At 73.0% G+C, this 22,434-nt stretch carries 22 protein-coding genes; 10 read left to right on the top strand and 12 right to left on the bottom strand.

What is annotated here, in order from left to right; all coding sequences use genetic code 11:
• Positions 1–173: 173 nt before the first annotated feature.
• Positions 174–1,574, bottom strand: a complete 1,401-nt coding sequence (locus RNL97_RS14655; protein WP_030581913.1) for an NAD(P)/FAD-dependent oxidoreductase — start codon at positions 1,572–1,574, stop codon at positions 174–176.
• Between the two features lie 98 nt (positions 1,575–1,672).
• Between RNL97_RS14655 and RNL97_RS14650 the strand changes: the two genes are divergently transcribed.
• Both RNL97_RS14650 and RNL97_RS14645 read left to right on the top strand, forming a co-directional pair.
• Positions 1,673–2,581: an aminoglycoside phosphotransferase family protein gene (locus RNL97_RS14650; protein WP_243314300.1), complete on the top strand. Its 909-nt coding sequence runs from the start codon at positions 1,673–1,675 to the stop codon at positions 2,579–2,581.
• Between the two features lie 109 nt (positions 2,582–2,690).
• Entirely contained in the window at positions 2,691–3,182 is a 492-nt protein-coding gene (locus RNL97_RS14645; protein WP_030581909.1) for a GNAT family N-acetyltransferase, read from the top strand.
• Positions 3,183–3,268: 86 nt separating this feature from the next.
• Here the strand turns inward: RNL97_RS14645 and RNL97_RS14640 are convergent, their stop codons facing one another.
• Complete coding sequence (locus RNL97_RS14640; protein WP_313750777.1) at positions 3,269–4,534, bottom strand: FAD-dependent oxidoreductase; 1,266 nt, start codon at positions 4,532–4,534, stop codon at positions 3,269–3,271.
• Positions 4,535–4,637: 103 nt separating this feature from the next.
• Here RNL97_RS14640 and RNL97_RS14635 point away from each other — a divergent pair, with 103 nt between their 5' ends.
• The gene (locus RNL97_RS14635) at positions 4,638–5,321 is read left to right on the top strand and encodes a pentapeptide repeat-containing protein (RefSeq protein WP_050500027.1); all 684 of its coding nucleotides are present in this window, start codon (positions 4,638–4,640) and stop codon (positions 5,319–5,321) included.
• Positions 5,322–5,440: 119 nt separating this feature from the next.
• Here the strand turns inward: RNL97_RS14635 and RNL97_RS14630 are convergent, their stop codons facing one another.
• From RNL97_RS14630 to RNL97_RS14615, 4 genes are all read right to left on the bottom strand, one after another.
• Positions 5,441–5,938, bottom strand: coding sequence for a hypothetical protein (locus RNL97_RS14630; protein WP_030581900.1), 498 nt, complete (start codon positions 5,936–5,938; stop codon positions 5,441–5,443).
• Positions 5,939–6,047: 109 nt separating this feature from the next.
• Positions 6,048–6,212 (bottom strand): hypothetical protein, encoded by a 165-nt coding sequence (locus RNL97_RS14625; RefSeq protein WP_390334269.1) that lies wholly within the window; start codon positions 6,210–6,212, stop codon positions 6,048–6,050.
• Between the two features lie 69 nt (positions 6,213–6,281).
• Complete coding sequence (locus RNL97_RS14620) at positions 6,282–6,947, bottom strand: response regulator (RefSeq protein WP_243314298.1); 666 nt, start codon at positions 6,945–6,947, stop codon at positions 6,282–6,284.
• Entirely contained in the window at positions 6,944–8,254 is a 1,311-nt protein-coding gene (locus RNL97_RS14615; protein WP_374115128.1) for a sensor histidine kinase, read from the bottom strand. Before RNL97_RS14615 ends, RNL97_RS14620 begins: the two co-directional genes overlap by 4 nt.
• A gap of 246 nt (positions 8,255–8,500) precedes the next feature.
• On the opposite strand from RNL97_RS14615, the gene RNL97_RS14610 reads away from it, so the two are divergent.
• The 4 genes from RNL97_RS14610 to RNL97_RS14595 all read left to right on the top strand — a co-directional run bounded on the left by RNL97_RS14610 (position 8,501) and on the right by RNL97_RS14595 (position 12,019).
• Complete coding sequence (locus tag RNL97_RS14610; protein ID WP_030581891.1) at positions 8,501–9,058, top strand: GlcG/HbpS family heme-binding protein; 558 nt, start codon at positions 8,501–8,503, stop codon at positions 9,056–9,058.
• Between the two features lie 43 nt (positions 9,059–9,101).
• Entirely contained in the window at positions 9,102–9,698 is a 597-nt protein-coding gene (locus RNL97_RS14605) for an ankyrin repeat domain-containing protein (RefSeq protein ID WP_313750776.1), read from the top strand.
• On the top strand, positions 9,695–10,549 hold the full coding sequence (locus tag RNL97_RS14600) for a YncE family protein (protein WP_313750775.1): 855 nt from the start codon (positions 9,695–9,697) through the stop codon (positions 10,547–10,549). Before RNL97_RS14605 ends, RNL97_RS14600 begins: the two co-directional genes overlap by 4 nt.
• A 72-nt stretch (positions 10,550–10,621) precedes the next feature.
• The gene (locus RNL97_RS14595; RefSeq protein WP_313750774.1) at positions 10,622–12,019 is read left to right on the top strand and encodes a M1 family metallopeptidase; all 1,398 of its coding nucleotides are present in this window, start codon (positions 10,622–10,624) and stop codon (positions 12,017–12,019) included.
• Between the two features lie 28 nt (positions 12,020–12,047).
• Here the strand turns inward: RNL97_RS14595 and RNL97_RS14590 are convergent, their stop codons facing one another.
• Together RNL97_RS14590 and RNL97_RS14585 are read right to left on the bottom strand one after the other, a co-directional pair.
• Complete coding sequence (locus RNL97_RS14590; protein ID WP_313750773.1) at positions 12,048–13,658, bottom strand: M4 family metallopeptidase; 1,611 nt, start codon at positions 13,656–13,658, stop codon at positions 12,048–12,050.
• Positions 13,659–13,927: 269 nt separating this feature from the next.
• Positions 13,928–14,503: a TerD family protein gene (locus RNL97_RS14585; protein WP_010063685.1), complete on the bottom strand. Its 576-nt coding sequence runs from the start codon at positions 14,501–14,503 to the stop codon at positions 13,928–13,930.
• 185 nt (positions 14,504–14,688) lie between these two features.
• Between RNL97_RS14585 and arfB the strand changes: the two genes are divergently transcribed.
• On the top strand, positions 14,689–15,123 hold the full coding sequence (gene arfB, locus RNL97_RS14580; RefSeq protein WP_243314295.1) for an alternative ribosome rescue aminoacyl-tRNA hydrolase ArfB: 435 nt from the start codon (positions 14,689–14,691) through the stop codon (positions 15,121–15,123).
• Between the two features lie 73 nt (positions 15,124–15,196).
• Here arfB and RNL97_RS14575 read toward each other — a convergent pair whose 3' ends face one another.
• The gene (locus tag RNL97_RS14575; protein WP_313750772.1) at positions 15,197–15,703 is read right to left on the bottom strand and encodes a flavin reductase family protein; all 507 of its coding nucleotides are present in this window, start codon (positions 15,701–15,703) and stop codon (positions 15,197–15,199) included.
• A gap of 386 nt (positions 15,704–16,089) precedes the next feature.
• Between RNL97_RS14575 and cdgB the strand changes: the two genes are divergently transcribed.
• Both cdgB and RNL97_RS14565 read left to right on the top strand, forming a co-directional pair.
• Positions 16,090–17,748, top strand: a complete 1,659-nt coding sequence (gene cdgB / locus RNL97_RS14570; RefSeq protein ID WP_030581868.1) for a diguanylate cyclase CdgB — start codon at positions 16,090–16,092, stop codon at positions 17,746–17,748.
• Positions 17,749–17,891: 143 nt separating this feature from the next.
• A complete protein-coding gene (locus tag RNL97_RS14565) occupies positions 17,892–18,902 on the top strand; it encodes a carbohydrate-binding protein (protein ID WP_030581865.1) in 1,011 nt (336 codons plus the stop codon).
• Between the two features lie 39 nt (positions 18,903–18,941).
• Here RNL97_RS14565 and RNL97_RS14560 read toward each other — a convergent pair whose 3' ends face one another.
• From RNL97_RS14560 to RNL97_RS14550, 3 genes are all read right to left on the bottom strand, one after another.
• Positions 18,942–19,868, bottom strand: coding sequence for a 1-phosphofructokinase family hexose kinase (locus RNL97_RS14560; protein ID WP_030581862.1), 927 nt, complete (start codon positions 19,866–19,868; stop codon positions 18,942–18,944).
• Positions 19,869–20,021: 153 nt separating this feature from the next.
• Positions 20,022–21,179, bottom strand: a complete 1,158-nt coding sequence (nagA, locus tag RNL97_RS14555; RefSeq protein ID WP_030581860.1) for an N-acetylglucosamine-6-phosphate deacetylase — start codon at positions 21,177–21,179, stop codon at positions 20,022–20,024.
• Entirely contained in the window at positions 21,179–22,072 is an 894-nt protein-coding gene (locus RNL97_RS14550; protein ID WP_234313391.1) for an ROK family protein, read from the bottom strand. The genes nagA and RNL97_RS14550 overlap by 1 nt, the downstream gene beginning before the upstream one ends.
• Positions 22,073–22,434 lie beyond the last annotated feature (362 nt).

Raw genomic sequence — 22,434 nt, 5'->3', positions numbered from 1 at the left:
GTACCGTCGCCGCTCAGGCCTTGGCCTCCGACGTCTCCGGCACCCGGGCCGGTCCGGTCGCGGGCGGGAGGACGACGGGGCCGGGAACTTCTGGCGGGACGCGTTCGGCAGCCCCGAGCACCGCATCGACAAGGTGGGCGCCGGCGGCGGAGCGCCCGCGCCGTGGCCGGGCCTCAGTGGCGGCCCGCGATGCGGTCCGCCGCCTTGGCGATGGGGTCCGTGCCGGGGCGCGGCGAGGTGCTCTCGCGGCGGTCGGCGGCGCGGTAGGCCGCGTACATGCCGTGGACGCCGAGCCAGCGGAAGGGTTCGGGTTCCCAGCGGCGGACCTTGTGGTTCACCCACGGCAGGGCGGTGAGGTCGGTGGGGCCCGCCTGGCCGGAGTCCTGCTGGATCAGGTCGCGCAGGGTGCGGGCGGCGAGGTTGGCGGTGGCGACGCCCGAGCCGACGTATCCGCCCGCGTATCCCAGGCCCGTGGAGCGGTCGAGCGTGACGGTGGCGCACCAGTCGCGCGGCACGCCGAGGACGCCCGACCAGGCGTGGTCGACGTGGACGCCCGCCGTGATGGGGAAGAGCCGGACCATCAGGTCGCGCAGGGCGGTGACGGTGGCGGGCTGGGTGCGGCCGTCGTTGTCGGTGGCCGAGCCGAAGCGGTAGGGGTAGCCGCGGCCGCCGAGCGCGATGCGGTCGTCGGCGGTGCGCTGGGCGTAGAAGTAGGCGTGGGCCATGTCGCCGAGGGTCTCGCGGCCCTCCCAGCCGATCGCGTCCCAGATCCTGGCGGGCAGCGGCTCGGTGACGATCATGGAGGAGTTCATCGGGAGCCAGGTGCGCTTCTGGCCCTTGAGGCCCGCGGTGAAGCCCTCGGTGCAGCGCAGGACGTACGGGGCGCGGACCGTGCCGTACGGGGTGACGGCGTGCTTGGGCTTGATCTCGGTGACCGGCGTCGACTCGTGGATGGTCACGCCGAGCGCCTCCACCGCGTCCGCGAGGCCCTTGACCAGCTTGGCCGGGTGCAGCCGGGCGCCGTGCGGGGTCCAGGTGGAGCCGACCACCCCGGTCACCTGAACGCGCTCGGCGGTCTCGCGGGCGCCGCGCAGGATCCGGTCGGTCTCCCCGAACGCGATCTCGACGCTGTGGAAGTCCTTGAGGCGGGCGAGCTGGGCCGGGGTGTGGGCCACCTCCAGAACGCCGCCCCGGTGGATGTCGGCGTCGATCTTCTCCTCGGCGGCGGTCCTGACCACCTCGCCGACGGTCTCGTTCATCGCCTTCTGGAGCCGTACGGCGGCGTCGTGGCCGTGCAGTCTGGCGTACCGGTCGCGGCCCGCGATGCCGTTGTACAGCCAGCCGCCGTTACGGCCGGAGGCCCCGTAGCCGCAGAACTTGGCTTCCAGAACGGTGATGTTGAGGAAGGGGACGGCCTTCTTCAGGTAGTACGCCGTCCAGAGGCCGGTGTAGCCGCCGCCGACGATGCAGACGTCGACGTTCGTGTCGCCGGGGAGCGGTTCGCGCGGGGCGGGGGTGCCCTCCTGCGCGTACCAGAACGATATGCCGCCGACGACGGTACTGACGGTGCTCATGATGCCCCTGGTGTCCCTGTCCGGTGAGATGCCGAGCGTACGTGTGGCGGGACGTTACTGCGCGCGGGCCGTTTCGTCTCCCGCCTAGGATCGGTTGCGTGATCGACATCCCCGATGAACTCGTCGAGACCCAGTCCCGCTTCAACGGAGCGGCCGGGCGGGCCTTCGTCGCCGGGCTGCCGGACCTCGCCGCGAGGCTGTTGGAACGGTGGGAGTTGCGGCCGGACGGCCCGTCGATGTACGGGATGTGCGCGCTGGTCCTGCCGGTGGTGCGGGAGGCGGACGGGCGGCCCGCAGCGTTGAAGCTCCAGGCGGTGGACGGGGAGACGGCGGGCGAACCGGTCGCCCTGCGGGCGTGGTCGGCGGCGGGCGCGGGGGCGGTGGAGCTGCTCGACCACGACCCGGAGAGCGGTGCGCTGCTGCTGGAACGGCTCGACGAGCGGCGGCCGTTGTCCGGCGAGACCGACGTACGGGAGGCCGTGGGCATCCTCGGCGGGGTGCTGGCCCGGCTGGTGGCGGTGCCCGCGCCCGAGGGGTTGCGCACGCTGGGCGGTGTGGTGGAGCGGATGCTCGCGGAGGCGCCGGAGCGGGTGGGCCTGCTGGCCGACGCGGCGGACCGGCGGCTGCTCGCCGACTGCGCGGCGGCGGTACGGGAGGTCGCCGGCGAGCCGGGGGACCGGCTGCTGCACTGGGACCTGCACTACGACAACGTCCTGGCCGGGCGTGCGGACGCGGGGCGGGCGGGGGCGTGGATCGCGCTCGACCCGAAGCCGCTGGCGGGGGACCCGGGCTTCGAGCTGTTCCCGGCGCTGGACAACCTCTTCGACGCGGACGAGGTGGTGTGGCGGTTCGACGCGTTGACGGAGGCCCTGGGCCTGGAGCGGGACCGGGCGCGGGCCTGGACGCTGGGCCGGGTGCTCCAGAACGGACTGTGGGGGGCCGAGGAGGGGAAGGTCCGGCTCGCCCCCGACCACGCGGAGATCGCGCGGCGGCTGCTGGGGCGGTGAGGGCGGGGACGGGGCCGGGGGCGGCCGGGAGACCGGCGTGTGGCCGGGGCGGCGGGGCGGCCGGGAAACCGGCGTGTGGCCGGGGCGGCGGTCTGTCTACGCTGCGCCCATGATTCGTATCGCCACGCCCGACGACATTCCCGTCCTGCACGCCCTGGTGCGTGAACTCGCCGCGTACGAGAAGGCCCTCGACGAAGCCGTCGCCTCCGAGGAGCAGTTGGCCGAGGCCCTGTTCGGCGACCGGCCCGCCGCGTACGCGCATGTGGCGGTGGCTGACGACGACAGCAGTGAGGTCGTCGGGTTCGCCCTGTGGTTCCTGAACTTCTCCACCTGGCGTGGGGTGCACGGCATCTACCTGGAGGACCTGTACGTCCGCCCCGAGCGGCGCGGCGGCGGCCACGGCAAGGCGCTGCTGACGGAGCTGGCACGGATCTGCGTGGAGCGCGGATACGGGCGGCTGGAGTGGTCGGTGCTCGACTGGAACGCCCCCTCCATCGCCTTCTACGAGTCGCTGGGCGCACGGCCGCAGGACGAATGGACGGTGTACCGGCTGACGGACGGGGCGCTGGCGCGCCTCGGGGGCCGCGACGGCACCCCGTAGCCGAGGCTGACGACCCCGCCCCCCCGGGGCATGGTCCTGGCGGTCCCGCCCACGGCTGCGGCGGGCCGTGACCCCGCCCTCGTACGTCAGGTTCGGTTGAGGTCAACCCCGGATGACGAGCGCCGGCCGACCGCCTTCACGGCGAGCATCGCGGCTTCGAGGCCGCTGGTGAAGGAGACCTCGCTGAGGAGTCCGGGGGCGGCGACCTGGTCGCCCGCCAGGAAGACGTCGTCGCCCCGGATCACGGAGGGCCGGTCCCGCCAGGTGGTGCCGGGGCGGTCGACGGCTCCGGTGCGGCCGTCGGCGAGGGCCTCGACGCGCCACGTGGTGCGCTCACGCCAGCCGGGGAACCCGAGGTCCAGGAGGGACTCGGCGCGGGCGACGCCCTCCGCCCGCCGTGCGTCGGGGCCGATGGGGAACTGGCCCTGGAGCAGCTGTTCGCCGACCGGGGCGAGAGCGGGGTCCTGGGCGGTGAACCGCTCCAGCCAGCCGGGCGCGTCCAGGTCCGACACGATGAACGCGTCGCCGCGCCGGGTGCGGACCGCCAGGTCCACGAGGACGGTGCGGCCGCTCTCCCAGGAGAGGGAGGCGTCGTCGAGGAGGGCGCGGGCGGAGTCGAGGGAGGTGGCGACGACCACCGGGCCGGTACGGGCCAGTTCGCCGAGCGTCCGGGTGCCGACGCGGGCACCCGTCTCGACACGGACCCCGAGGCCCCGGGCGTGCGCTGCCATCCGCTCGACGAGCCGGGCCCAGCCGCCGACCGGGTAGCGGGCCTCGGGCGGAAGCGAGGTCAGCCGGTGGAAGCGCTCCTGGACGAACCGTGCCGAGAGCGCGCCGGGGTCGTGGTGGAAGAGCGCGGTGGCGGCGAAGTTCGCGGCGGCCCGGGCCCCGTCCGCGCCGACCTGACCGGTGGCCCACTCCCGGAAGGTGTCGTCCACCGGGGCGGTGCGGGGGTCCCGGCGGGAGAGCCGCAGCAGGGCGGCGGGCGGCAGCTTGCGCAGGGTGCCCGCCCGCCGGAAGCGGAAGCGGAGCCCTTCGCGGGGCGGTACGGAGACGACGGGGCCGAGCAGATCGCGCCGGGCGAGCCAGGTGCCGAACGGCCCGCGGTGGTACACGGCGTGCGGCCCCTCGTTGGTGCGGTACGGGCCCGCGGCCGTCCTGGCCCGGCCGCCGAGGGCCCGGTGGCCTTCGTGCAGGGTGACGCGCGCACCGGATTCGGCGGCGGTGATCGCGGCGGTGAGTCCGGCGAGGCCGCCGCCGACGATGTGGATGTGTCCCGTGTATCCGGTGTATCCGGTGTATCCGGTGTATCCGGTGTATCCCGAGTTTCCCGTGTATCCCCGGTGTCCCATGGCTGGATCTCCTTCGCTTCTTTGATGATGCGACGGATCGGGGGCGGCGGCCCGTGACATCGGCGGCGGGGCGTTGTCAGTGGTGTGCGTCACGATGGGGGGCATGGCAGCGAGCGGCAGGAAGAAGAGCACGACGGGCGTGACGGCGGCGCGGCGGCCGGATGTCCGGTTGCCCCCGCTCGTTCCGTGGGACGGGGACGGCCTGGAGCCGGACGGGGACTACGACGGGGTGCGGTTCGACGGGGTGGACCTGACGGATGCCTCGGGCCGGGGAGCCCGGTTCATGGACTGCGCCCTGGACGGCTGCGCCCTGGACCGGGCGGAGCTGGCGCGGGCCCGCTTCGTCGACGCGGTGCTGACGGGCGTACGGGGCGTGGGCACGGACCTCGCGGAGGCGTCGCTGCGGGACGTCGAGGTGGTCGACGCCCGCCTGGGCGGGGTGCAGCTGCACGGTGCGGTGCTGGAGCGTGTGGTGGTCCGGGGCGGCAAGATCGACTACCTGAATCTGCGCAAGGCCCGGCTGAAGGACGTCGTCTTCGAGGGCTGCGTGCTGTCCGAGCCGGACTTCGGGGACGCGCACCTGGTCCGGGTCGAGTTCCGCGACTGCGTGCTGAAGCGGGCGGACTTCAGCGGTGCCCGGCTGGAGTCGGTGGACCTGCGCACGGTGGCCGAGCTGGACATCGCCCGGGGCGTGGAGCGGCTGGCGGGCGCGGTGATCAGCCCGGCGCAGCTGATGGAGCTGGCTCCCGCGTTCGCGGCGCAGATCGGGGTGCGGGTGGAGGGGTAAGGGGAGGCGGGTCGGGGGACCCCGTCCGGCGCCTCGGGAGCGCCGGTGACTGCGGGGCGGCGGGGCCTCGCAGTGCCCGGGGCGCCTTGACCCCGGCGGGGTTCCGGGGGCCGAGTGGCTCACATACGGGGGAAGCGGGCCTGGAGGTCCCAGATCACGGGGTTGTCGGCGAGGCCGTCGTGCAGGTCGGCCAGGTCGGCGATCAGGTCGTGCAGGAAGTCGCGGGCCTCGCGGCGCAGGAGGGAGTGGCTGAAGGTGAGCGGCGGCTCGTCGCCGGGCATCCAGTCCGCCTCGATGTCGACCCAGCCGAAGCGCCGTTCGAAGACCATGACGTCCGAGGACTCGGTGAAGTCCAGCTCCGCGTACTGCCGCCGGTGCGAGCGGTTGCCGCGCGGGTCCTGGTCGATCTGCTCGACGATGTCGCACAGCGCCCACGCGAAGTCGAGCACCGGCACCCATCCCCAGGCTGTGGACAGCTCGCGGTCCGCCTTCGTGTCCGCGAGGTAGACGTCGCCGGAGAACAGATCGTGCCGCAGCGCCCGGACGTCCGCGCGGCGGTAGTCGGTCTGCGGGGGATCGGGGAAGCGACGGGAGAGGGAGTAGCCGATGTCGAGCACGGATCGATGGTGTCATGCCCGGGGGCGGCGCTGACACGATCGGGTGAGCGGAGCGGGCCCCGTGGGGCGGCCCCGCGCCCGCTCGGCCGATCCGCGTGGCGTCCTCCGGTCAGGCGGCCACAGCCTCGATGAGGGCGAACGACGCGGCCCCGGCGAGCGGGGTGACGGAGGTGAGGCTCAGGCCCGCGCGGCGGCACAGCTCCTCGAAGTCCGGACGGGTGCGCTCCCGGACGCCCACGTTCACCAGCATGGTGAGGTCGCACAGATACGTCATTCCGCCGTCGGCACCATCGGCGGTGGTGCCGTGGACGAATGCTCCGCCGGCCGGGCTCGCGTCCGGGGCTCAGGGCAGCAGCCGCTGCTCCTTCGCCACCGACACCGCGCCCGCGCGGGTGTCGACGCCGAGCTTGTCGTAGATCCGGCCCAGGTGGGTCTTGACCGTGGCCTCGCTGATGAACAGGGCGCGGGCGATGTCGCGGTTGCCGAGGCCCTGGGAGAGCTGGGCCAGGATGTCGCGTTCGCGGTCGGTGAGGCCGGGGCGGGGGCTGCGCATCCGGGCCATGACCCGGCTGGCGACGGGGGCGGAGAGGGTGGTGCGGCCCTGGGCGGCGGACCGGATCGCGGCGAACAGCTCCTCGGGGTGCTCCGCCTTCAGCAGATAGCCGGTGGCCCCCGCCTCGATGGCGCGGGTGATGTCGGCGTCGGTGTCGTACGTGGTCAGCACCAGGACGTGGACCGTGCCGTCGGCCGCGATGCGGCGGGTCGCCTCGACGCCGTCGATGCCCTCGCCGAGCTGGAGGTCCATGAGGACGACGTCCGGGGTGAGGCGGGCGGCGAGCACCACGGCCTCCTCGCCGCTGCCCGCCTCGCCGACGACCTCGATGTCCGGTTCGCTGCCGAGCAGCGCGAGCAGCCCGGCCCGGACGACCACGTGGTCGTCGCAGAGCAGGATGCGTACGGGGGCGGCGGCGGGGGGCGGGCCCGCCGCGCCGGTCGTCTCGCCGGTCATGTGGGGTCCTCCGTGGTGGTGAGCGGAACCTCTGCGGAGAGCACGGTGCCCTCGCCCGGCGCCGACTCGATGGTGAGCGATCCGCCGAGCTGCCGCACCCGGGCCCGCATCGCGGGAAGCCCGTGGCCGCGTACGGTGCGGGCGCCGCGTACGCCCTCGGCCTCGGCGGTGAAGCCCCGGCCGTTGTCGCCGATGTCCAGGACCACCCGGTCGTCGAGGTGGGTCAGGGTCAGCCCGGCGGCCGTCGCCCCGGAGTGCTCCCGCACGTTGGCCAGGGCTCCCTGGGCGATGCGCAGCAGGGCGGACTGCACCCGGTCCGGCAGCGGAGCGTGCGGGGTGCCCTCCACATGGCAGTGGACGGTGAGCACGCCCTCCGCCTGGGCGCTCTCGCGGGCCGCCAGCGCCCCCAGGGCCGCCTCCAGGCCGCCGCCCTCCGCCAGGTCGGCGGGGGCCAGGTCGTGGACGAAGCGGCGGGCCTCGGCGAGGTTGCGTTCGGCGATGCCCGTGGCCGTACGGACGTGGCGGCGGGCGGCGTCCGGGTCGGTGCTCCAGGTGCGGTCGGCGGCCTGGAGCAGCATCTGCTGGCTGGACAGGCCCTGCGCGAGGGTGTCGTGGATCTCCATGGAGAGCCGCTGGCGCTCGGCGAGGGTCCCCTCGCGCCGTTCGGTGGCGGCCAGTTCGCGCCGGGTCCGCAGCAGGTCGTCGATCAGCTCCCGCTGGCGTGCGGCCAGTTCCCGCTGGCGTACCGCCTGACGCCGCATATGGACGAAGACCGCGGTCGCCACGGCGGCGACGGCGGGCGGGGCGAGGACCAGGTTCGGGTCGAACCCGTCGGCCAGGCGCAGTTGCGCGGCCACGACGAACACGGTGAGCAGGGCGACCAGCGCGAGGGCCGCACGCGGCGGCAGGATCCGCAGCCCGGTGTAGAACAGCGGCACCGCGCACCACGCGAAGCTCGGCGCCAGGACGACCAGCACCATCCAGACGACCACGAGCACCGCGAGCCAGGCGAGCCGGCGCGGGGTGGGGCGCGAGCCGAGGACCGGGCCCAGGAGGTACAGCACCGCCAGGGTGATCGACAGGGCGATGATCCACGGGGTGCGGGCCTCGCCGGGGTGCCGCATCAGGAACCGGGTGAGCGAGGCGCCGAGCAGGAGGAAGAACGCGGCGTGCATGAGGAGCGCGAGCCAGCGGGCGTCGGGGTCGGACCCGGCGATCCCGGGGCCTTCGGCCTCGCCACCGGCCGGCCCGCCGCCGTCCGCGCCGGTGCCGGGCCCGTGGTCCGGCGAACCGCTGCGGTGCTCCACCACGTACCTCCCGTTCCGTCGCTGACCTGCGTAAACCCCCCCATGGTGACCCGATCCGGCCACCCCCGCATCAACCGATCGGCTGACGGGGGTGTCGACCGTCCCGCCCGCCGCTTCCAGCCGGTACGTCGACCGTACGGGGCCGGATCCGCCGGGAGGATCGATACCAGAGCGAAACGCCCGGGCCACTCCGGGCCGCCCCGCACCGCACGCCACCGGGCCAACCCGGATCACCAAGGAGCCACCATGAAGAAGCTGTCGCTGCGCACCCGTGCCGTCACCGGCGCCGTCGTCGTCGCCGCCCTCGGGGCCGGTACGGTCGGCGCGATGTCCGCGAGCGCCTCCTCCCCGGCGGCCGCCCCCGCCGCCGCGGTCAAGGCCGACACCGACAACCGCAACCTCCAGCAGACGACGCATCTGACGGTCGCCGCCGCCACCAAGGCCGCGCAGGCCACGCTGGACGCGGCGAAGAAGGAGAACCAGCGGATCTCCGTCGCGGTCGTCGACCGCAACGGCAACACCATCGTCTCCCTGCGCGGCGACGGCGCAGGCCCGCAGTCCCCCGAGTCCGCGGTGAAGAAGGCTTACACCGCCGTCTCCTGGAACGCCCCCACCTCCGAGCTGGTCAAGCGCCTGGAGCAGACCCCGAATCTGAAGGACATCCCCGGCACCCTGTTCCTCGGCGGCGGCGCCCCGGTCCAGGTCAAGGGCGCCCCGGTGGCCGGCATCGGCGTGGCCGGCGCGCCCAGCGGCGACCTCGACGAGAAGTTCGCCCGGGAGGGCGTCGCCTCGCTCGCCCGGTAGTCACGCCCGCTCCCAGCGGAAGCCCCCAGCGGAAGGAAGACCCATGAACGCCCTCGATCACGACCTGCTGACCGCCGCGCGCACCGGCGACACCGACCGGGTGCGCACCGCGATCGAGGGCGGCTCGCGGGTCGACGTCCGCGACGAGGAGTTGCGTACGCCGCTGCTCCTCGCCGTCCTCGGCGACCACGTCGAGACGGCGCGGCTGCTGGTGGCCGCCGGGGCAGACCCGAACGCCCAGGACCGGCGCGAGGACAGTCCGTGGCTGGCCACCGGGGTCACCGGCAGCGTCGCGATGCTGCACGTGCTGCTGCCGGCCGGACCGGACCTGACCCTGTGCAACCGGTTCGGCGGCGTCTCCCTCATCCCGGCGGGCGAACGCGGCCATGTCGCGTACGTACGGGAGGTGCTGCGGGTCACCGACATCGACGTCGACCACGTCAACCGGCTCGGCTGGACCGCCCTGCTGGAGGCGGTGATCCTCGGCGAGGGCGGCCTCGCGCACCGGCAGATCGTGGAGCTGCTGCTCGCGGCCGGGGCGACGCCGGACCTGCCCGACGGGGACGGGGTGACCCCGCTCGCCCACGCCGAGCGACGCGGCTTCGCCGAGCTGGCCGCCCAGCTGCGGGCCGCCGCATGACCGGCACCGGCGGCGGCCCGCGCGCCGCCCGCCGCCTCGGCCTCGCCCTGATCGCCGCCGCCCTCCTCGCCGGATGCGCGTCCGGGACGACGGAGGCGGCCCCGGAGGCAGCCTCCACCCCGGGCGGGCCCGCCGCCGCGGCGACCCCCGACCCCGCCCGGGCCCCCGACGGCCGCACCCCCGACGGCACCCTTCTCGTCGCCGACTTCGGCAGCGACACCGCGACCCGCGAGGTCACCGGCACCGCGCCGGTCGGCATGCGCCCCTTCGACGTGGACGTCTCACCGGACGGCCGCGAGGTGTACGCCACCGATCACGACTCCTTCGACGTGACGGCGGTCGACGCCGACACGTTGAAGACCCGGCGTATGGAGGTCGCCCCGTACGGCACGGAGGGCGGGCTCGGCTCCTGGCTGAAGCCGCACTACGCCGTCGTACGCCCCGCCGACGGCAAGCTGCTGCTGCCCTTCGAGGGGGAGCGGCTGGCCGTGCTCGACCCGCACACCGGGAAGGTGACGGTCGAGCGGATGACGGCCGACACCCACCAGCACGGCGCGACTCCGGCCCCCGACGGCACCCTCCTCGTGGTGGGCACGGGCCCAATCGGCTCGGACGACGAGGACCCCTCACTCACCATCCGCGCCCCCGACGGCTCGGAACGGGTCGTTCCGCTGGACGGTCCGCACGAGGACGTGGCGGTGTCGGCGGACGGCCGCACGGCGTACGTGACCGGCGGCTTCACCCGCGACGGCTACTGGAACGGGATCACGGTCGTCGGCCTGGACGACGAGGAGAGCGAGCCCGTCCGGCTGACGGCAGGCAACCGGCCCCTCGGTATCGCCGTCCTCTGAGCCGGGAGCCGTCCGCTCGTCCCCCGAGGCGGGCGGCTCCTTCCCGGCCCGGGGCGCGCCTAATATCGACCGGTGAACCACCGCGCCCCGGCCGCCGCCCCCCTCCTGTTGGCCCTGGCCCTCGCCCTCCTCGGCTCGGGCTGCACCGGCGGTGTCGAGGGGACCCCGGGCGCGGTCGGCCTGCGCGATCCGTACGTCCCCGGGCTCGGCAACGGCGGCTACGACGTCACCCACTACGGCCTGAAGCTCGACGTCGACCGCGTCGGCCGGCTGCACGGCACGGCCACGATCACCGCCCGCGCCACCCAGCACCTGAGCGCCTTCCATCTCGACCTCGCCGGGCTCGACGTGGAGAGCGCCGCCGTCGAGGGGGAGCCGGCCGCCGTGAACCGGGCGGGCAAGGAGCTGACGATCCGCCCCGACGCGGCGGTGGACGACCGGATGCGCGAGGGGCGCACGTTCACCACCGTCGTCCGCTACTCCGGCTCCCCGCAGACCATCACCGACGCCGACGGCGCGGAGGAGGGCTGGCTGCGGACGGCGGACGGCTCGGTCGCCCTCGGCGAGCCGACCGGCTCCCTGGCCTGGTTCCCCGGCAACCACCATCCGAGCGACAAGGCCGCGTACGACATCGAGGTCACCGTCCCCGATCCGCTGAAGGCCGTCTCCAACGGGCAACTCGTCGGCCGGCGTACGGAGAACGACCGCACCGCCTACCACTGGCGGACCACCGAGCCGATGGCGAGCCACCTGGCGACCGTGGCCGTCGGCCGGTTCACCACCGAGCAGTCACGCACCCCCGACGGCATCCGCCTGTTCACCGCCGTGGACCCGCGGTCGGCGGCGGCGAGCGAGGACGTGCTGGCGGAGATTCCGGCGGTGCTGGCGTGGTCGCAGGCCAGGTTCGGGCCGTACCCCTTCACCTCCGCCGGGGCGATCGTGGAGCGTACGGGCGACTCGGCGTACGCCCTGGAGACCCAGAACCGGCCCGTCTTCCCCGGCCCGCCCGACACCGGCCTCCTCGTCCACGAGTTGGCCCACCAGTGGTTCGGGAACTCCGTCACCCCGAAGACCTGGCGGGACATGTGGCTGAACGAGGGCTTCGCCACGTACGCGGAGTGGCTCTGGGCCGCCGACCACGACGACGTACCGGTCGGGGAGAGCTTCGAGGCGGCGTACGAGTCCGACGCCAACTGGGCCTTCCCGCCCGCCGACCCGCCCGCCGCCCCCGATCTCTCCGACCCGCCGGTCTACGGGCGCGGGGCCATGGTCGTCCATCGGATCCGGCTCGCGATGGACGACGACAAGGCGTTCTTCGCGCTGGTGCGGGGCTGGACGGAGAAGTACCGGCACGCCAACGCCTCCACCGACGACTTCACCGCGTACGTGGAGGAGGAGACCGGCCGGGACCTCACCGGGCTGTGGGACGCCTGGCTGTACGGCGGAAGCCGGCCCGCCCGGGAGGGCTGACCGGCTTCCGTGTTCCCTACGGATGGGGCTACTTGACGTTGACCCCGGTCCAGGTGGCCGAGACCGCCTTCAGCTCCCCGCTGTCCGCCCCGAACAGGTCGGTCGCCGCCTTCTCGGTCGCGACCCGCGCGCCGGCGTAGTCGGTGGTGGAGGTCATGTAGACCGAGAGCGCCTTGTACCAGATCTGGTACGCCTTCTCCCGCCCGATGCCCGTCAGCGTCGAACCGTCGGAGGTCGGGGAGTCGTACTCGACACCGTTGACCGTCTTCTTTCCGCTGCCCTCGGCGAGCAGGTAGAAGAAGTGGTTGGCGACGCCGGAGGAGTGGTGGACGTCCAGGTCGCCGAGGTTCTCGTCCCAGAAGTCGGCGGAGTTGCCGTCCTTGGAGGGCTTGTCCATGTAGCGCAGCGGGGTGCCGTCGCCGTTGATGTCGATCTTCTCGCCGATGAGGTAGTCACCGGCGTCCGACGCGTTGTCGGCGAAGAACTCCACCGAGGCGCCGAGGATGTCGCTTGTCGCCTCGTTGAGGCCGCCGGACTCGCCCGCGTAGTCCAGGTTGGCGGTGGCGGAGGTGAGGCCGTGGGTCATCTCGTGGGCCGCGACGTCGATGGAGGTGAGGGCGTTCTTGTTGCCCTCGCCGTCGCCGTACGTCATGCAGAAGCAGCTGTCGTCCCAGAAGGCGTTGACGTAGTTCTCGCCGTAGTGGACCCGGGAGTAGGCGGCCTTGCCGTCGCCCGCGATGCCGTCGCGCCCGAGGGCCGTCTTGTAGAAGTCCCAGGTCTTCGCCGCGCCGTAGTGGGCGTCGACGGCGGCGGTCTGCCGGTCCTCGCCGGTGCCGTCGCCCCAGGTGTCGTCGTCGTCCGTGACGAGGTCGCCGGTGCCGGAGGAGCCCTGGTTCAGGTCGTACGTCTTGTGTCCGCCGCGCTCGCCGTCGGTCAGCTCGAAGCCCGCGTCGGACTTCGTCGTGGTGATCTCGACCTCGCCGCTGTACTGGCTGTTGCCGGTGCCGGTCTCGATCGCCTCGTAGCTGTGCAGCTTCTTGCCGGTGGTGGCGTCGGTGATGGTGTGGACGCGGCTGGGCGTGCCGTCCTTCTGGACGCCCTTCTTGACGGTCTCCCAGGCGAGGACCGGGTTCTCGCCGCCCGCGTAGATCACCTTGCGTGCGCTCGCCGCGGCCTTCAGTTCCGGCGTCGTGGACGCCACGGCTATCTTCGCGTCGGTCGCCTTGTCGACGCTCTTGAGCTTGCCGTCGGCGGTGGTGTGGGTGACGAGGTCGCCGCCGAGGACGGGCAGGCCGTCGTAGGTGCGCTCGTAGCGGGTGTGGACGGTGCCCTGGGCGTCCTTGATGACGTCGCGGGCGATCAGCTTCTCCCGGCCGCCGAGCTTCAGGGCCTTCGCCGCCGAGGAGGCCTCCGCCTGCGCCGACTTGATGGCGGTGGCGCGCTGGGCGGAGGGGTTCACGCCGAGGACGGCGGCCGTGGCGGGCTTCTCCGCGGTGGTGCGGGCGTCGTCGTCGGGTGCGGCGACGGCGGATCCGGCCTGGACACCGGCGACGACCATCGCGGCCACGGCCGCGAGTGCTGCGAGTCGACGCGTGGTGCGCGGGGCGCGGGAGTTGTGGGGGGTGGTGTGGAGGTTCATGTGTGTTCTCCGTCGGTCGTCCTGTGGGGGGACTACGAGCGGAGAGCGTGCCATCGAATGAGCGAAATTGACGGTGTGCCGACAATTGCCTCACAAGTTTTTGACCAGTCCTTGTACGAATGGGGTGCCGCGCTGTCCGGTATTCGGTGAAGTGGCGGGTTTCAGCGGTGCGCGGCAGTCGGCTTGACGGCGGCTCACACACACCGGAGCCCCCGGCCGCGATCGCGGCCGGGGGCTCCGGTGAAACTGTCGTGCGCTCGGGCGAGGCGTCAGAGGTTGACGCCGAAGTCCTGGGCGATGCCGCGCAGGCCGGAGGCGTACCCCTGGCCGACCGCGCGGAACTTCCACTCGGCGCCGTTGCGGTAGAGCTCGCCGAAGACCATGGCGGTCTCGGTGGCGGCGTCCTCGCTCAGGTCGTAGCGGGCGATCTCGGCGCCGCCGGCCTGGTTGAGGATGCGGATGAACGCGTTGCGGACCTGGCCGAAGTTCTGGCTGCGGGTCTCGGCGTCGTAGATGGAGACCGGGAAGACGATCTTGTCCACGTCGGCCGGCAGGCCCGCCAGGTTGACGTTGATCTGCTCGTCGTCGCCCTCGCCCTCACCCGTGACGTTGTCACCGGTGTGCACGATGGTCTGGTCCGGCGTCGACTTGTTGTTGAAGAAGACGAAGTGTCCGTCCGAGACGACCTTCCCCGTCGGGTTGACCGCGATCGCCGAGGCGTCGAGGTCGAAGTCGGTGCCGGTGGTGGTGCGGACGTCCCAGCCGAGGCCGACCGTGACGGCGGTAAGGCCCGGTGCCTCCTTGGTGAGCGAGACGTTGCCGCCCTTGGACAGGCTTACTGCCATGGGAAGTCCCTTTCCTCGTCGTGTGCGGGCTTCGTGCCATCACGAAAGCTACCCGTCACCCGTCCTAACGCGTGCGGCGGACCACGAGGTTCCTGCCGGCTTTACTTTCTTTACGAACTTCCTCCGGACGCGAGGGGTGCGGGCAGTGCAAAAGAAGGTGACGGGCGGGGTGCGGGGGAGGGACCATGGGTGTCATGTCCGGGCCCTATGTCATCCGCGGCTCGGTCTCCCTCCCGGAGGCCGAGCTCATGTGGCGTTTCTCGCGGTCCTCCGGGCCCGGCGGTCAGCACGTCAACACCAGCGACTCCCAGGTGGAGCTGCGCTTCGACCTGGCGGCGACCGACGCGCTCCCCGAGGTGTGGAAGGCGCGGGCGCTGGAGCGGCTCGCGGGCCGGCTGGTGAGTGGGGTGGTCTCCGTGCGGGCCTCCGAGCACCGCTCCCAGTGGCGCAACCGCGAGACGGCCGCCGTGCGGCTCGCCTCCCTCCTCGCCGAGGCCACCGCGCCGCCGCCCAAGCCCCGGATCAAGCGGAAGATCCCGCGCGGGATCAACGAGCGCAGGCTGCGCGAGAAGAAGCAGCGCAGTGACACGAAGCGCGGGCGCTCCGGCCGCGACTGGTAGTCGACTGCCCCGGGCGGACGCGGGGCGGGGCGGCGGCCCGGGCGGTCGGCGGGCGGGTGTCCCGGGCGGGACGTCAGCCCAGGTGGCGGTAGCGGCCCTTGAAGTACGTCAGCGGGTCGCCCTCCGGGCTCGGCAGCTTTGCCGTGAGCACCCGCCCGATCACCAGGGTGTGGTCCCCGGCCCCCACGCGCTGCTCGGTCCGGCACTCCAGCGTCGCCAGCGCCCCGCCGATCAGCGGGGCCCGCGTCACCTCGCCCCGTACGTACGCGACGTCCTCGAACAGCAGCCGGTCGCTGATCCGGCCCTTCATGGCGAACCGGCCCGCGATGTGCCGCTGGCTCGCGGCCAGGACGGAGACCGCCCACAGCGGCTGCTCGTCCAGCAGGTCGTCCATCCGGGAGCCGTTGCGCAGGCTCACCATCACCAGGGGCGGTTCCAGGGACACGGACATGAAGGCGGTCGCCGTCATGCCCACGTCCTCGCCCCGGCCGTCCTCGTCGAGGGGCGGCTCCTGGGCGGTGACCAGCACCACCCCGGCGGCCAGCCGCGCGAGGGCGGCGCGGAACTCGTCGTTGCTCACTCCCTCAGCATGGGGGATGGGCTCGGGGCGCGGGGTGGGGGGCTTCGTCTGGAGCACACCCCGACGCTAACCGCGGGGGCGGACGGCCGCATCGGGCCAGGGGACCAGGCGGGTCCTAGGACCCCGGGAGGGTGAAGAGCGGGAGAGGGGCGTGCGCGGGCGCACACAACGGGAATCCGTCTCTCCCGGTGACCGCGGAACGATCGTCGTCGCCGTGAGTCACCGGCACCCCCCGGTCATCTGTTGTGACTTGAGTCACAGAGTCCATTTTCTGCTGACCCTGTGTACCGGGTGCACAGCTCACTGTGATTCAGTGGCCGTGACACTGCAACAAGTACGTCGATATGAAACCTGGAGTTGCTGTCGAGGTCCCGGGGGTGCGAGCGATGGAGGCCGAGTCGGAACCGTACGTCCGCCTGGCGACCCTGCGTCAGCTGCATCAGGCCGTCGCCGATCTCAACACGGCGCGGAGTCTCGCGGACACGCTCCAGAGCGTGGTCGACGGGATCGTCGAGGGCCTCGGCTACGAGCTGGCCTGCGTCAACCTGGTCCGGCCCGAAGGTGACCTCGTCATCGCCGCCTTCGCGGGCAACGCCGCCGCCGAGGCCCTGATCACCGGCCGCGTCGGCTCCCGCGACTCCTGGAACCGCCGGCTCTCCATGGGCGAGGCATGGGGCAGTCTCCGCTTCATCCCGCACACCGAGGGCTGGGTCCTCCTCGACGACGACGTACCGCAGTGGCACACCGAAGGGCCCGAACCCCGGTTCGAGGACGAGTGGCACCCGCTCGACCGGCTCTATGCCCCGATGTACGCATCGGCGGGCGGGGGCGACCTCCTCGGGGTCATATCCGTCGACCGGCCGCGCAACGGACGCCGTCCCGGCGCATGGGGGCGCGAAGCGCTCCAGATGTACGCCTCCCAGGCCGCCATCGCCATCAGCAACGCACGCCTGCGGTCCAACATGCAGCGCGCCCTCGTCCGCCTGGAGCGGGAGCAGCAGGCGCTGCGGGCCAGCGAGGAGTCCTTCCGGCAGGCCTTCGAGTACGCGCCCAGCGGCATGGCCATCGCCGAGATGGGCGGCGACCAGCAGGGCAGGCTGCTGCGGACCAACGACGCCCTGTGCCGGCTGCTCGGCCGGCCGGCCTCCGTGATGCGCCGCTACTCCTTCGCCGACCTGGTCCACCCCGAGGACATCGGCACCCTGCTGCGCACCTCCGCCGAGGGCGGCCGGGCCGAGCTGCGCCTCAGCCGCCGGGACGGCACCTACCTCTGGGTCTCGCTGCGCAACTCGGTCGTCGCGGACACCACCGACGGGCCGCGTTTCCTGCTCACCCATGTCGAGGACATAGAGGAGCGCAAGCGCCACGAGCTGAACCTCGCCCACCGCGCTTCGCACGACGCGCTGACCGGGCTGCCCAACAGCGCCGAGCTGAAGTCGCGGCTCTCCGCCCGGATCTGCGAGCGGCCGCACTCCTCCCCGGCCGCGACCGCGATCGAGGCGCTGGACGCGGCGTACGGCGACGTCGAGTCGTCCCTCACCCACAGCTACCAGGCCGACGGCTACGAGGGCGAGGCGATCCCCGGCGGCGGTCCCTTCGACCACCACGTGCACACGGTGGCCCCGGACCCGGAGCACGACGACGGGACAAAGGGGCTCGCGGTCCTCTTCTGCGACCTCGACGGTTTCAAGTCCATCAACGACCGCTTCGGGCACCACACCGGCGACGCCGTGCTCATCGAGGTCGCCCGGCGGCTGAGCGCCTGTGTGCGGGACGGCGACACCGTCGCCCGGCTCGGGGGTGACGAATTCGTCGTTCTCGCCGACGGCCTCGGGGCGGCGGACGCCGCTGACCTGGCCGTTCGTCTGAGAAATGCCATCATTCCGCCCATAAGGGTCGACGGTCGTGCGGTCCGGGTCGGGGCGAGCTTCGGCATCGGCTGGGCCGAGTGCGGCATGACCGTCGAAGAGGTCCTGCGCTCCGCCGACCAGCGGATGTACGTGGAAAAACGGTCCCGGTCGAAGGTTCACCGCAGAGCCGGATGACGTTCACGACGCATTCCCCCCCTACCCCGTACCCGTTCCCCCGGGGCCGTCCCCGTGGATGAGCGCAATTCGGGGGCTGCTCCGTTCGAGGTAGGCTCGGCCGGTCGGCGACGGCTGGCGAGATGGTGAGGAGTGACCCAGGGATGACGGCCGGAAACAACGGCGCGAGCAAGCCCGAGGACGACGATCCGTTCGGCTATCTGTACGCGGACGGACAGGCGGCAGGCGCCCAGGCGCCCGGCCAGGGCGGTTACGGCTACCCGGGTCCGGCCGCGCAGCCGGGCGTGCCCAGAACGTCCTACAACCAGGTGCGTGCCGTCGGGGAGCGCCAGTACGGCCAGCAGCAGGCGCCGCAGCAGCAGGGCGGGTACGGCTACCCGCCCCAGCAGACCTACGGCCGGCCCGCGCAGCAGTACGACCGGCCGAACCCGCAGTACGCGGCCCCCGAGACCTACCCCGGCGGCGCGTCCCACGGGCAGCCCCCGGCCCAGGGCGGCCACGGCGGCGGCACGGGCCGCGGCGGCCCGAACACCAAGGCGCTCCTGATCGCGGCGGTCGCCGTGGTCGCGGTCGTCCTCATCGGCATCGGCGCCGCCCTGCTCACGGGCGACGACGGCGACAAGGACGACAAGAAGAACGAGGCGTCCTCCTCGGAGGGCCCCGCCGGCGAGGTCGAGGAGTCGAAGAAGCCGGAGAAGAAGCCCGAGAAGACCCCCAAGCCGGTCGAGCTGCCGAAGCAGGACGCGGCGACGCTGACGCTGGGCGGCACCGCGGCCCTGGACTCCACGGTCAAGGGCGCCAAGGGCGCGAACGGCAACTACATCAACCTCAACGAGGTCGGCCGGTCGGCCACCTGGTCGGTGGAGGTGCCCGAAGCCGGCGCGTACACCCTGTACGTGACCTACGGCGTGCCCGGCAAGGACGCGAAGACGACCCTGACGGTCAACGACCAGGAGCCCCGCTCCATCAACATGAAGAACTTCGCGAACGCTCCCGAGGGCGACCTGGAGAAGGGCTGGACGAACACCTACGCGTACGTCCAGCTCGACAAGGGAGCCAACACCCTCAAGCTGTCCTGCGAGACGGGCGACGAGTGCGACGCCAATCTCGACCAGCTGGAGCTGAAGTCCGGCCACATCCAGAAGAACGGCTGACCGCTCCCTCTGCTCACGCCCTGACCACCGGCCCGGTGGTCAGGGCGTCGGCGTGTGCGGCTCCACCGTGACGCGCGGCAGCAGCTCCGCGTAGGCCGCCGCGTCGAACTCGCCCGCCGCCGGGGCCAGCACCGTCGCCGTCGACAGCGCCACCGCCCGGGCCAGCCGCTCCGGCCAGTCGAGGCCCTCGGCCAGGGCGGACAGGAGCCCGGCGACCGCGGAGTCGCCCGCGCCGGTCGGGTTGCCGCGCACGGGGGCGGGCGGGGCCGCCCGCCAGACGCCGTCCGGGGTGAGTGCGAGCACACCCTTGGGGCCGAGCGAGGCGACCACGGCGTGGGCCCCTCGGCGGCGGGCGTCCCCCGCGGCGCGCAGCGGGTCGCGGGAACCGGTCAGCCGGGCCAGCTCCTCCGCGTTCGGCTTGACCAGGTCGGGGCGGGCGGCGATGCCCCGGCGCAGCGGTTCGCCGCTGGTGTCCAGCAGCACGGGCACGGCGGCGGCGCGGGCGATCCGGACCAGTTCGGCATAGGCCCCGACGTGGATGCCGGGCGGCAGGGAGCCGCAGAGGGCGACCGCGTCGGCCCCGGCGACCAGCTCCTCGTACGTCCGCAGGAAGGCGGCCCATTCGGCGGGGCTCACCTGCGGTCCGGGTTCGTTGAGCTGGGTGGTGTCACCGGTCGAGCGGTCGGTGATCGCGAGGGTGCGGCGGGTGTTCCCGGTGACGTGGACGAGGGCGTCGCGCGGCGGGAGCGGGGCGAGCAGGCCGCGCAGGACGTCTCCGGTGGCGCCGCCGACGAAGCCGGTGACGACGGCGTCGTGGCCGAGGGAGCCCAGCACCCGGGCGACGTTGAGGCCCTTGCCGCCGGGGCGTTCGGTGACCTCGCCGACCCGGTGGCTGCCGTGCGGGACGAGAGCGTCGACGGTGTACGTCACGTCGAGCGCGGTGTTCAGGGTGACGGTCAGGATCACGTCGTCCGGTCCCTCCCTCGGTGCGTGGCCCAGCGGTGCACGCCGGCCGTCCGCGGCAGGCGATGCCGATGATCATGTCAAAGCGACGGCGGTCGGCCCAGTCCCGGGCGCCGACCGCCATCGCTTCGTTACGTGCTCAACGGCCCGCCGGCCTCAGGCCGTCTTCGGCTCGATGATCCACTCGCCCTGACGCATGACGCCCTTGAGGACGAAGTCCTCGTCGAGCACCACCAGGTCGGCGTCCTTGCCCGGGTCGAGCGAGCCGACCCGGTCGTCGACGCCGAGCAGCCGGGCCGGGTTGGCGGAGATGGACCGGACGACGTCCTCGACGGGGATCTCGTCGAGGGTGACCGCCCGGCGGAACGCGGTGTCCAGGGTGAGCGTGGATCCGGCGATCGAGCCGCCGTCCACCAGCCGGGCCACCCCGTCGGTGACCTCGACCGCGAGCGGGCCGAGCTGGTACTCCCCGTCGCCGAAGCCGGCCGCGTCCATCGCGTCGGTGATCAGCGCGACCCGGCCGGCGCCCTTGTGCCGGTAGGCCAGCTCCAGGACGGCCGGGTGCAGATGCGTACCGTCGTTGATCAGCTCGACGGTGATCCGGTCGTCCTCCAGGAGGGCGGCGATCGGTCCGGGCTCGCGGTGGGCCAGCGGCGGCATCGCGTTGAACAGATGCGTGGCGACGGTCGCACCCGCGTCGATGGCCTCGACGGTCTGCTCGTACGTCGCGTCCGTGTGGCCGATGGCGGCGATGACCCCGTGCTGGGCGAGCAGCCGTACGGAATCGATGCCGCCGGGCAGTTCGGTGGCGAGGGTGAACATCCGGGCGGTGCCGCGCGCGGCGTCCAGCAGCTTGCGGACCTCGGCCGGGTCCGGGTCGCGCAGCAGCTCCTCGCTGTGGGCGCCCTTGCGGCACGGCGAGATGAAGGGGCCCTCGAAGTGGATCCCCGCAAGATCGCCCTGCTCGACCAGTTCGGACAGGACGCCCGCCCGCCGGGCGAGGAAGTCCATCTCGCCGGTGACGGTGGAGGCGACCATCGTGGTGGTGCCGTGCTCGCGGTGCGTACGGATGCCGGTGAGGACCTCGTCCACGGTGCCGGAGGTGAAGGAGGCCCCGCCGCCGCCGTGGTTGTGCATGTCCACGAAGCCCGGGACCACCCAGTGGCCGGAGAGGTCGACGGTCCGGGCGCCCTCCGGTGCGGAGTCGGCGATGCGGGTGCCTTCGACGGTCACCCGGCCGTCCTCGACCGTGCCGGTGGGAAGCACCACCCGGGCGCCGGCGAGAACGGTGCTGTCTGCTGCGCGTGGGGCCATCAGGCGGAAACCTCCGTGGCGAGTAGATCCCAGGCGAGCAGCCCCGCGCCCAGGCATCCGGCGGTGTCCCCGAGGGCCGCCGGGACGATGTGGGGCAGCTTCTGGAACGTGACGCGTTCCTCGACGGCCGCACGCAGTGGTGTGAACAAGGTTTCCCCGGCTTCGGCGAGACCGCCACCGATGATGAGCGTGCCCGGGTCGAGCAGGGTGAGCGCGGTGACGAGGCCGGCGGCGAGCGCGTCGACCGCGTTCCGCCAGACCTCGATCGCCGCCGGGTCGCCCGACTCGACGGCCTTCGCGCAGTCCGCGGCGTCCGCCCCGGGGTCCCCGGAGGCGGCGGCCCAGGCCCGGGTCACCGCGGCGGCCGAGGCCAGCGTCTCCAGGCAGCCGCGCTGGCCGCAGCTGCAGTCGGGGCCGTCCGGGCGGACGACGATGTGGCCGATCTCGCCCGCGTCCCCGTGGGCGCCCGCCTCGATGGCGCCCGCGATGCCGATGGCCCCGGCGATGCCGGTGCCGAGCGGGACGAACAGGAAGCGGTCCGTGCCGCGCCCGGCCCCGATACGCCCCTCGGCGAGCCCGCCGGTGCGGACGTCGTGGCCGAGGGCGACCGGGATGGCTCCCAGGCGCTCGGAGAGCAGGGCCCGCAGCGGTACGTCGCGCCAGCCCAGGTTCGCGGCGTACACCGCGATGCCCTTCGCGGAGTCGACGATGCCGGGCACGGCGACCCCGGCGGCGACGGCGCTCTCGCCGAGGTGCTCCTCGCCGTGGGCCCGCAGATCCGCCGCGAACGCGAGGATCGACTCGATGACCGCTTCGGCGCCGCGCTCCCGGTCGGTGGCCCGCCGCGCCTCGTGAAGGAGGGTGCCGTCGGTCCCGACCAGTGCGGCCTTCATTCCGGTGCCGCCCACATCGAGGGCGATGACGTGTCTCACGGGAGACAGTTTCGCCCGCCGACCCCCAAAAGGTCTAGTCCACTAGCGCGGTTTGTTGCGCACCCATACAAAATGATGAACGAGTGAAGAACGGACCTTTTTCTTCCGGAACATCACGTATGGGAACCGCGGGTCGGCGGGAATCCGGGTCAAAGGTCTGGACCAAGATACGGGCAGGGGCCTCCGACTTCCAGTGCCCGCAGGCCAGTTGTGGCTTCCGAGGCCCGTATACGTTGCCGAAGCGATACGCCGGTGGTGTAGACCTTCGCGTCGGCAATGGGGGAAAATCGCAGTTCATCCGGACGGTGCCCAGGACAGGGCGG

The organism is Streptomyces parvus, from assembly GCF_032121415.1.
GTDB classification, from domain to species: Bacteria; Actinomycetota; Actinomycetes; order Streptomycetales; family Streptomycetaceae; genus Streptomyces; species Streptomyces globisporus_A.
The sequence above is the reverse complement of the archived record's forward strand: the minus strand, read 5'-3'. Positions and strand labels throughout refer to the sequence as shown.

Bases quoted from the DNA above. Each gene is read 5' to 3' on its own strand.
- RNL97_RS14625 (WP_390334269.1), bottom strand. From the start codon at position 6,212: ATGACGTATCTGTGCGACCTCACCATGCTGGTGAACGTGGGCGTCCGG.
- RNL97_RS14600 (WP_313750775.1), top strand. From the start codon at position 9,695: ATGACCGGCACCGGCGGCGGCCCGCGCGCCGCCCGCCGCCTCGGCCTC.
- RNL97_RS14655 (WP_030581913.1), bottom strand. From the start codon at position 1,574: ATGAGCACCGTCAGTACCGTCGTCGGCGGCATATCGTTCTGGTACGCG.
- RNL97_RS14565 (WP_030581865.1), top strand. From the start codon at position 17,892: ATGACGGCCGGAAACAACGGCGCGAGCAAGCCCGAGGACGACGATCCG.
- RNL97_RS14585 (WP_010063685.1), bottom strand. From the start codon at position 14,503: ATGGCAGTAAGCCTGTCCAAGGGCGGCAACGTCTCGCTCACCAAGGAG.
- RNL97_RS14610 (WP_030581891.1), top strand. From the start codon at position 8,501: ATGAAGAAGCTGTCGCTGCGCACCCGTGCCGTCACCGGCGCCGTCGTC.
- RNL97_RS14590 (WP_313750773.1), bottom strand. From the start codon at position 13,658: ATGAACCTCCACACCACCCCCCACAACTCCCGCGCCCCGCGCACCACG.
- arfB (WP_243314295.1), top strand. From the start codon at position 14,689: ATGGGTGTCATGTCCGGGCCCTATGTCATCCGCGGCTCGGTCTCCCTC.
- RNL97_RS14620 (WP_243314298.1), bottom strand. From the start codon at position 6,947: ATGACCGGCGAGACGACCGGCGCGGCGGGCCCGCCCCCCGCCGCCGCC.
- RNL97_RS14605 (WP_313750776.1), top strand. From the start codon at position 9,102: ATGAACGCCCTCGATCACGACCTGCTGACCGCCGCGCGCACCGGCGAC.
- RNL97_RS14635 (WP_050500027.1), top strand. From the start codon at position 4,638: ATGGCAGCGAGCGGCAGGAAGAAGAGCACGACGGGCGTGACGGCGGCG.
- RNL97_RS14645 (WP_030581909.1), top strand. From the start codon at position 2,691: ATGATTCGTATCGCCACGCCCGACGACATTCCCGTCCTGCACGCCCTG.
- RNL97_RS14640 (WP_313750777.1), bottom strand. From the start codon at position 4,534: ATGGGACACCGGGGATACACGGGAAACTCGGGATACACCGGATACACC.
- RNL97_RS14550 (WP_234313391.1), bottom strand. From the start codon at position 22,072: ATGAAGGCCGCACTGGTCGGGACCGACGGCACCCTCCTTCACGAGGCG.
- cdgB (WP_030581868.1), top strand. From the start codon at position 16,090: ATGGAGGCCGAGTCGGAACCGTACGTCCGCCTGGCGACCCTGCGTCAG.
- nagA (WP_030581860.1), bottom strand. From the start codon at position 21,179: ATGGCCCCACGCGCAGCAGACAGCACCGTTCTCGCCGGCGCCCGGGTG.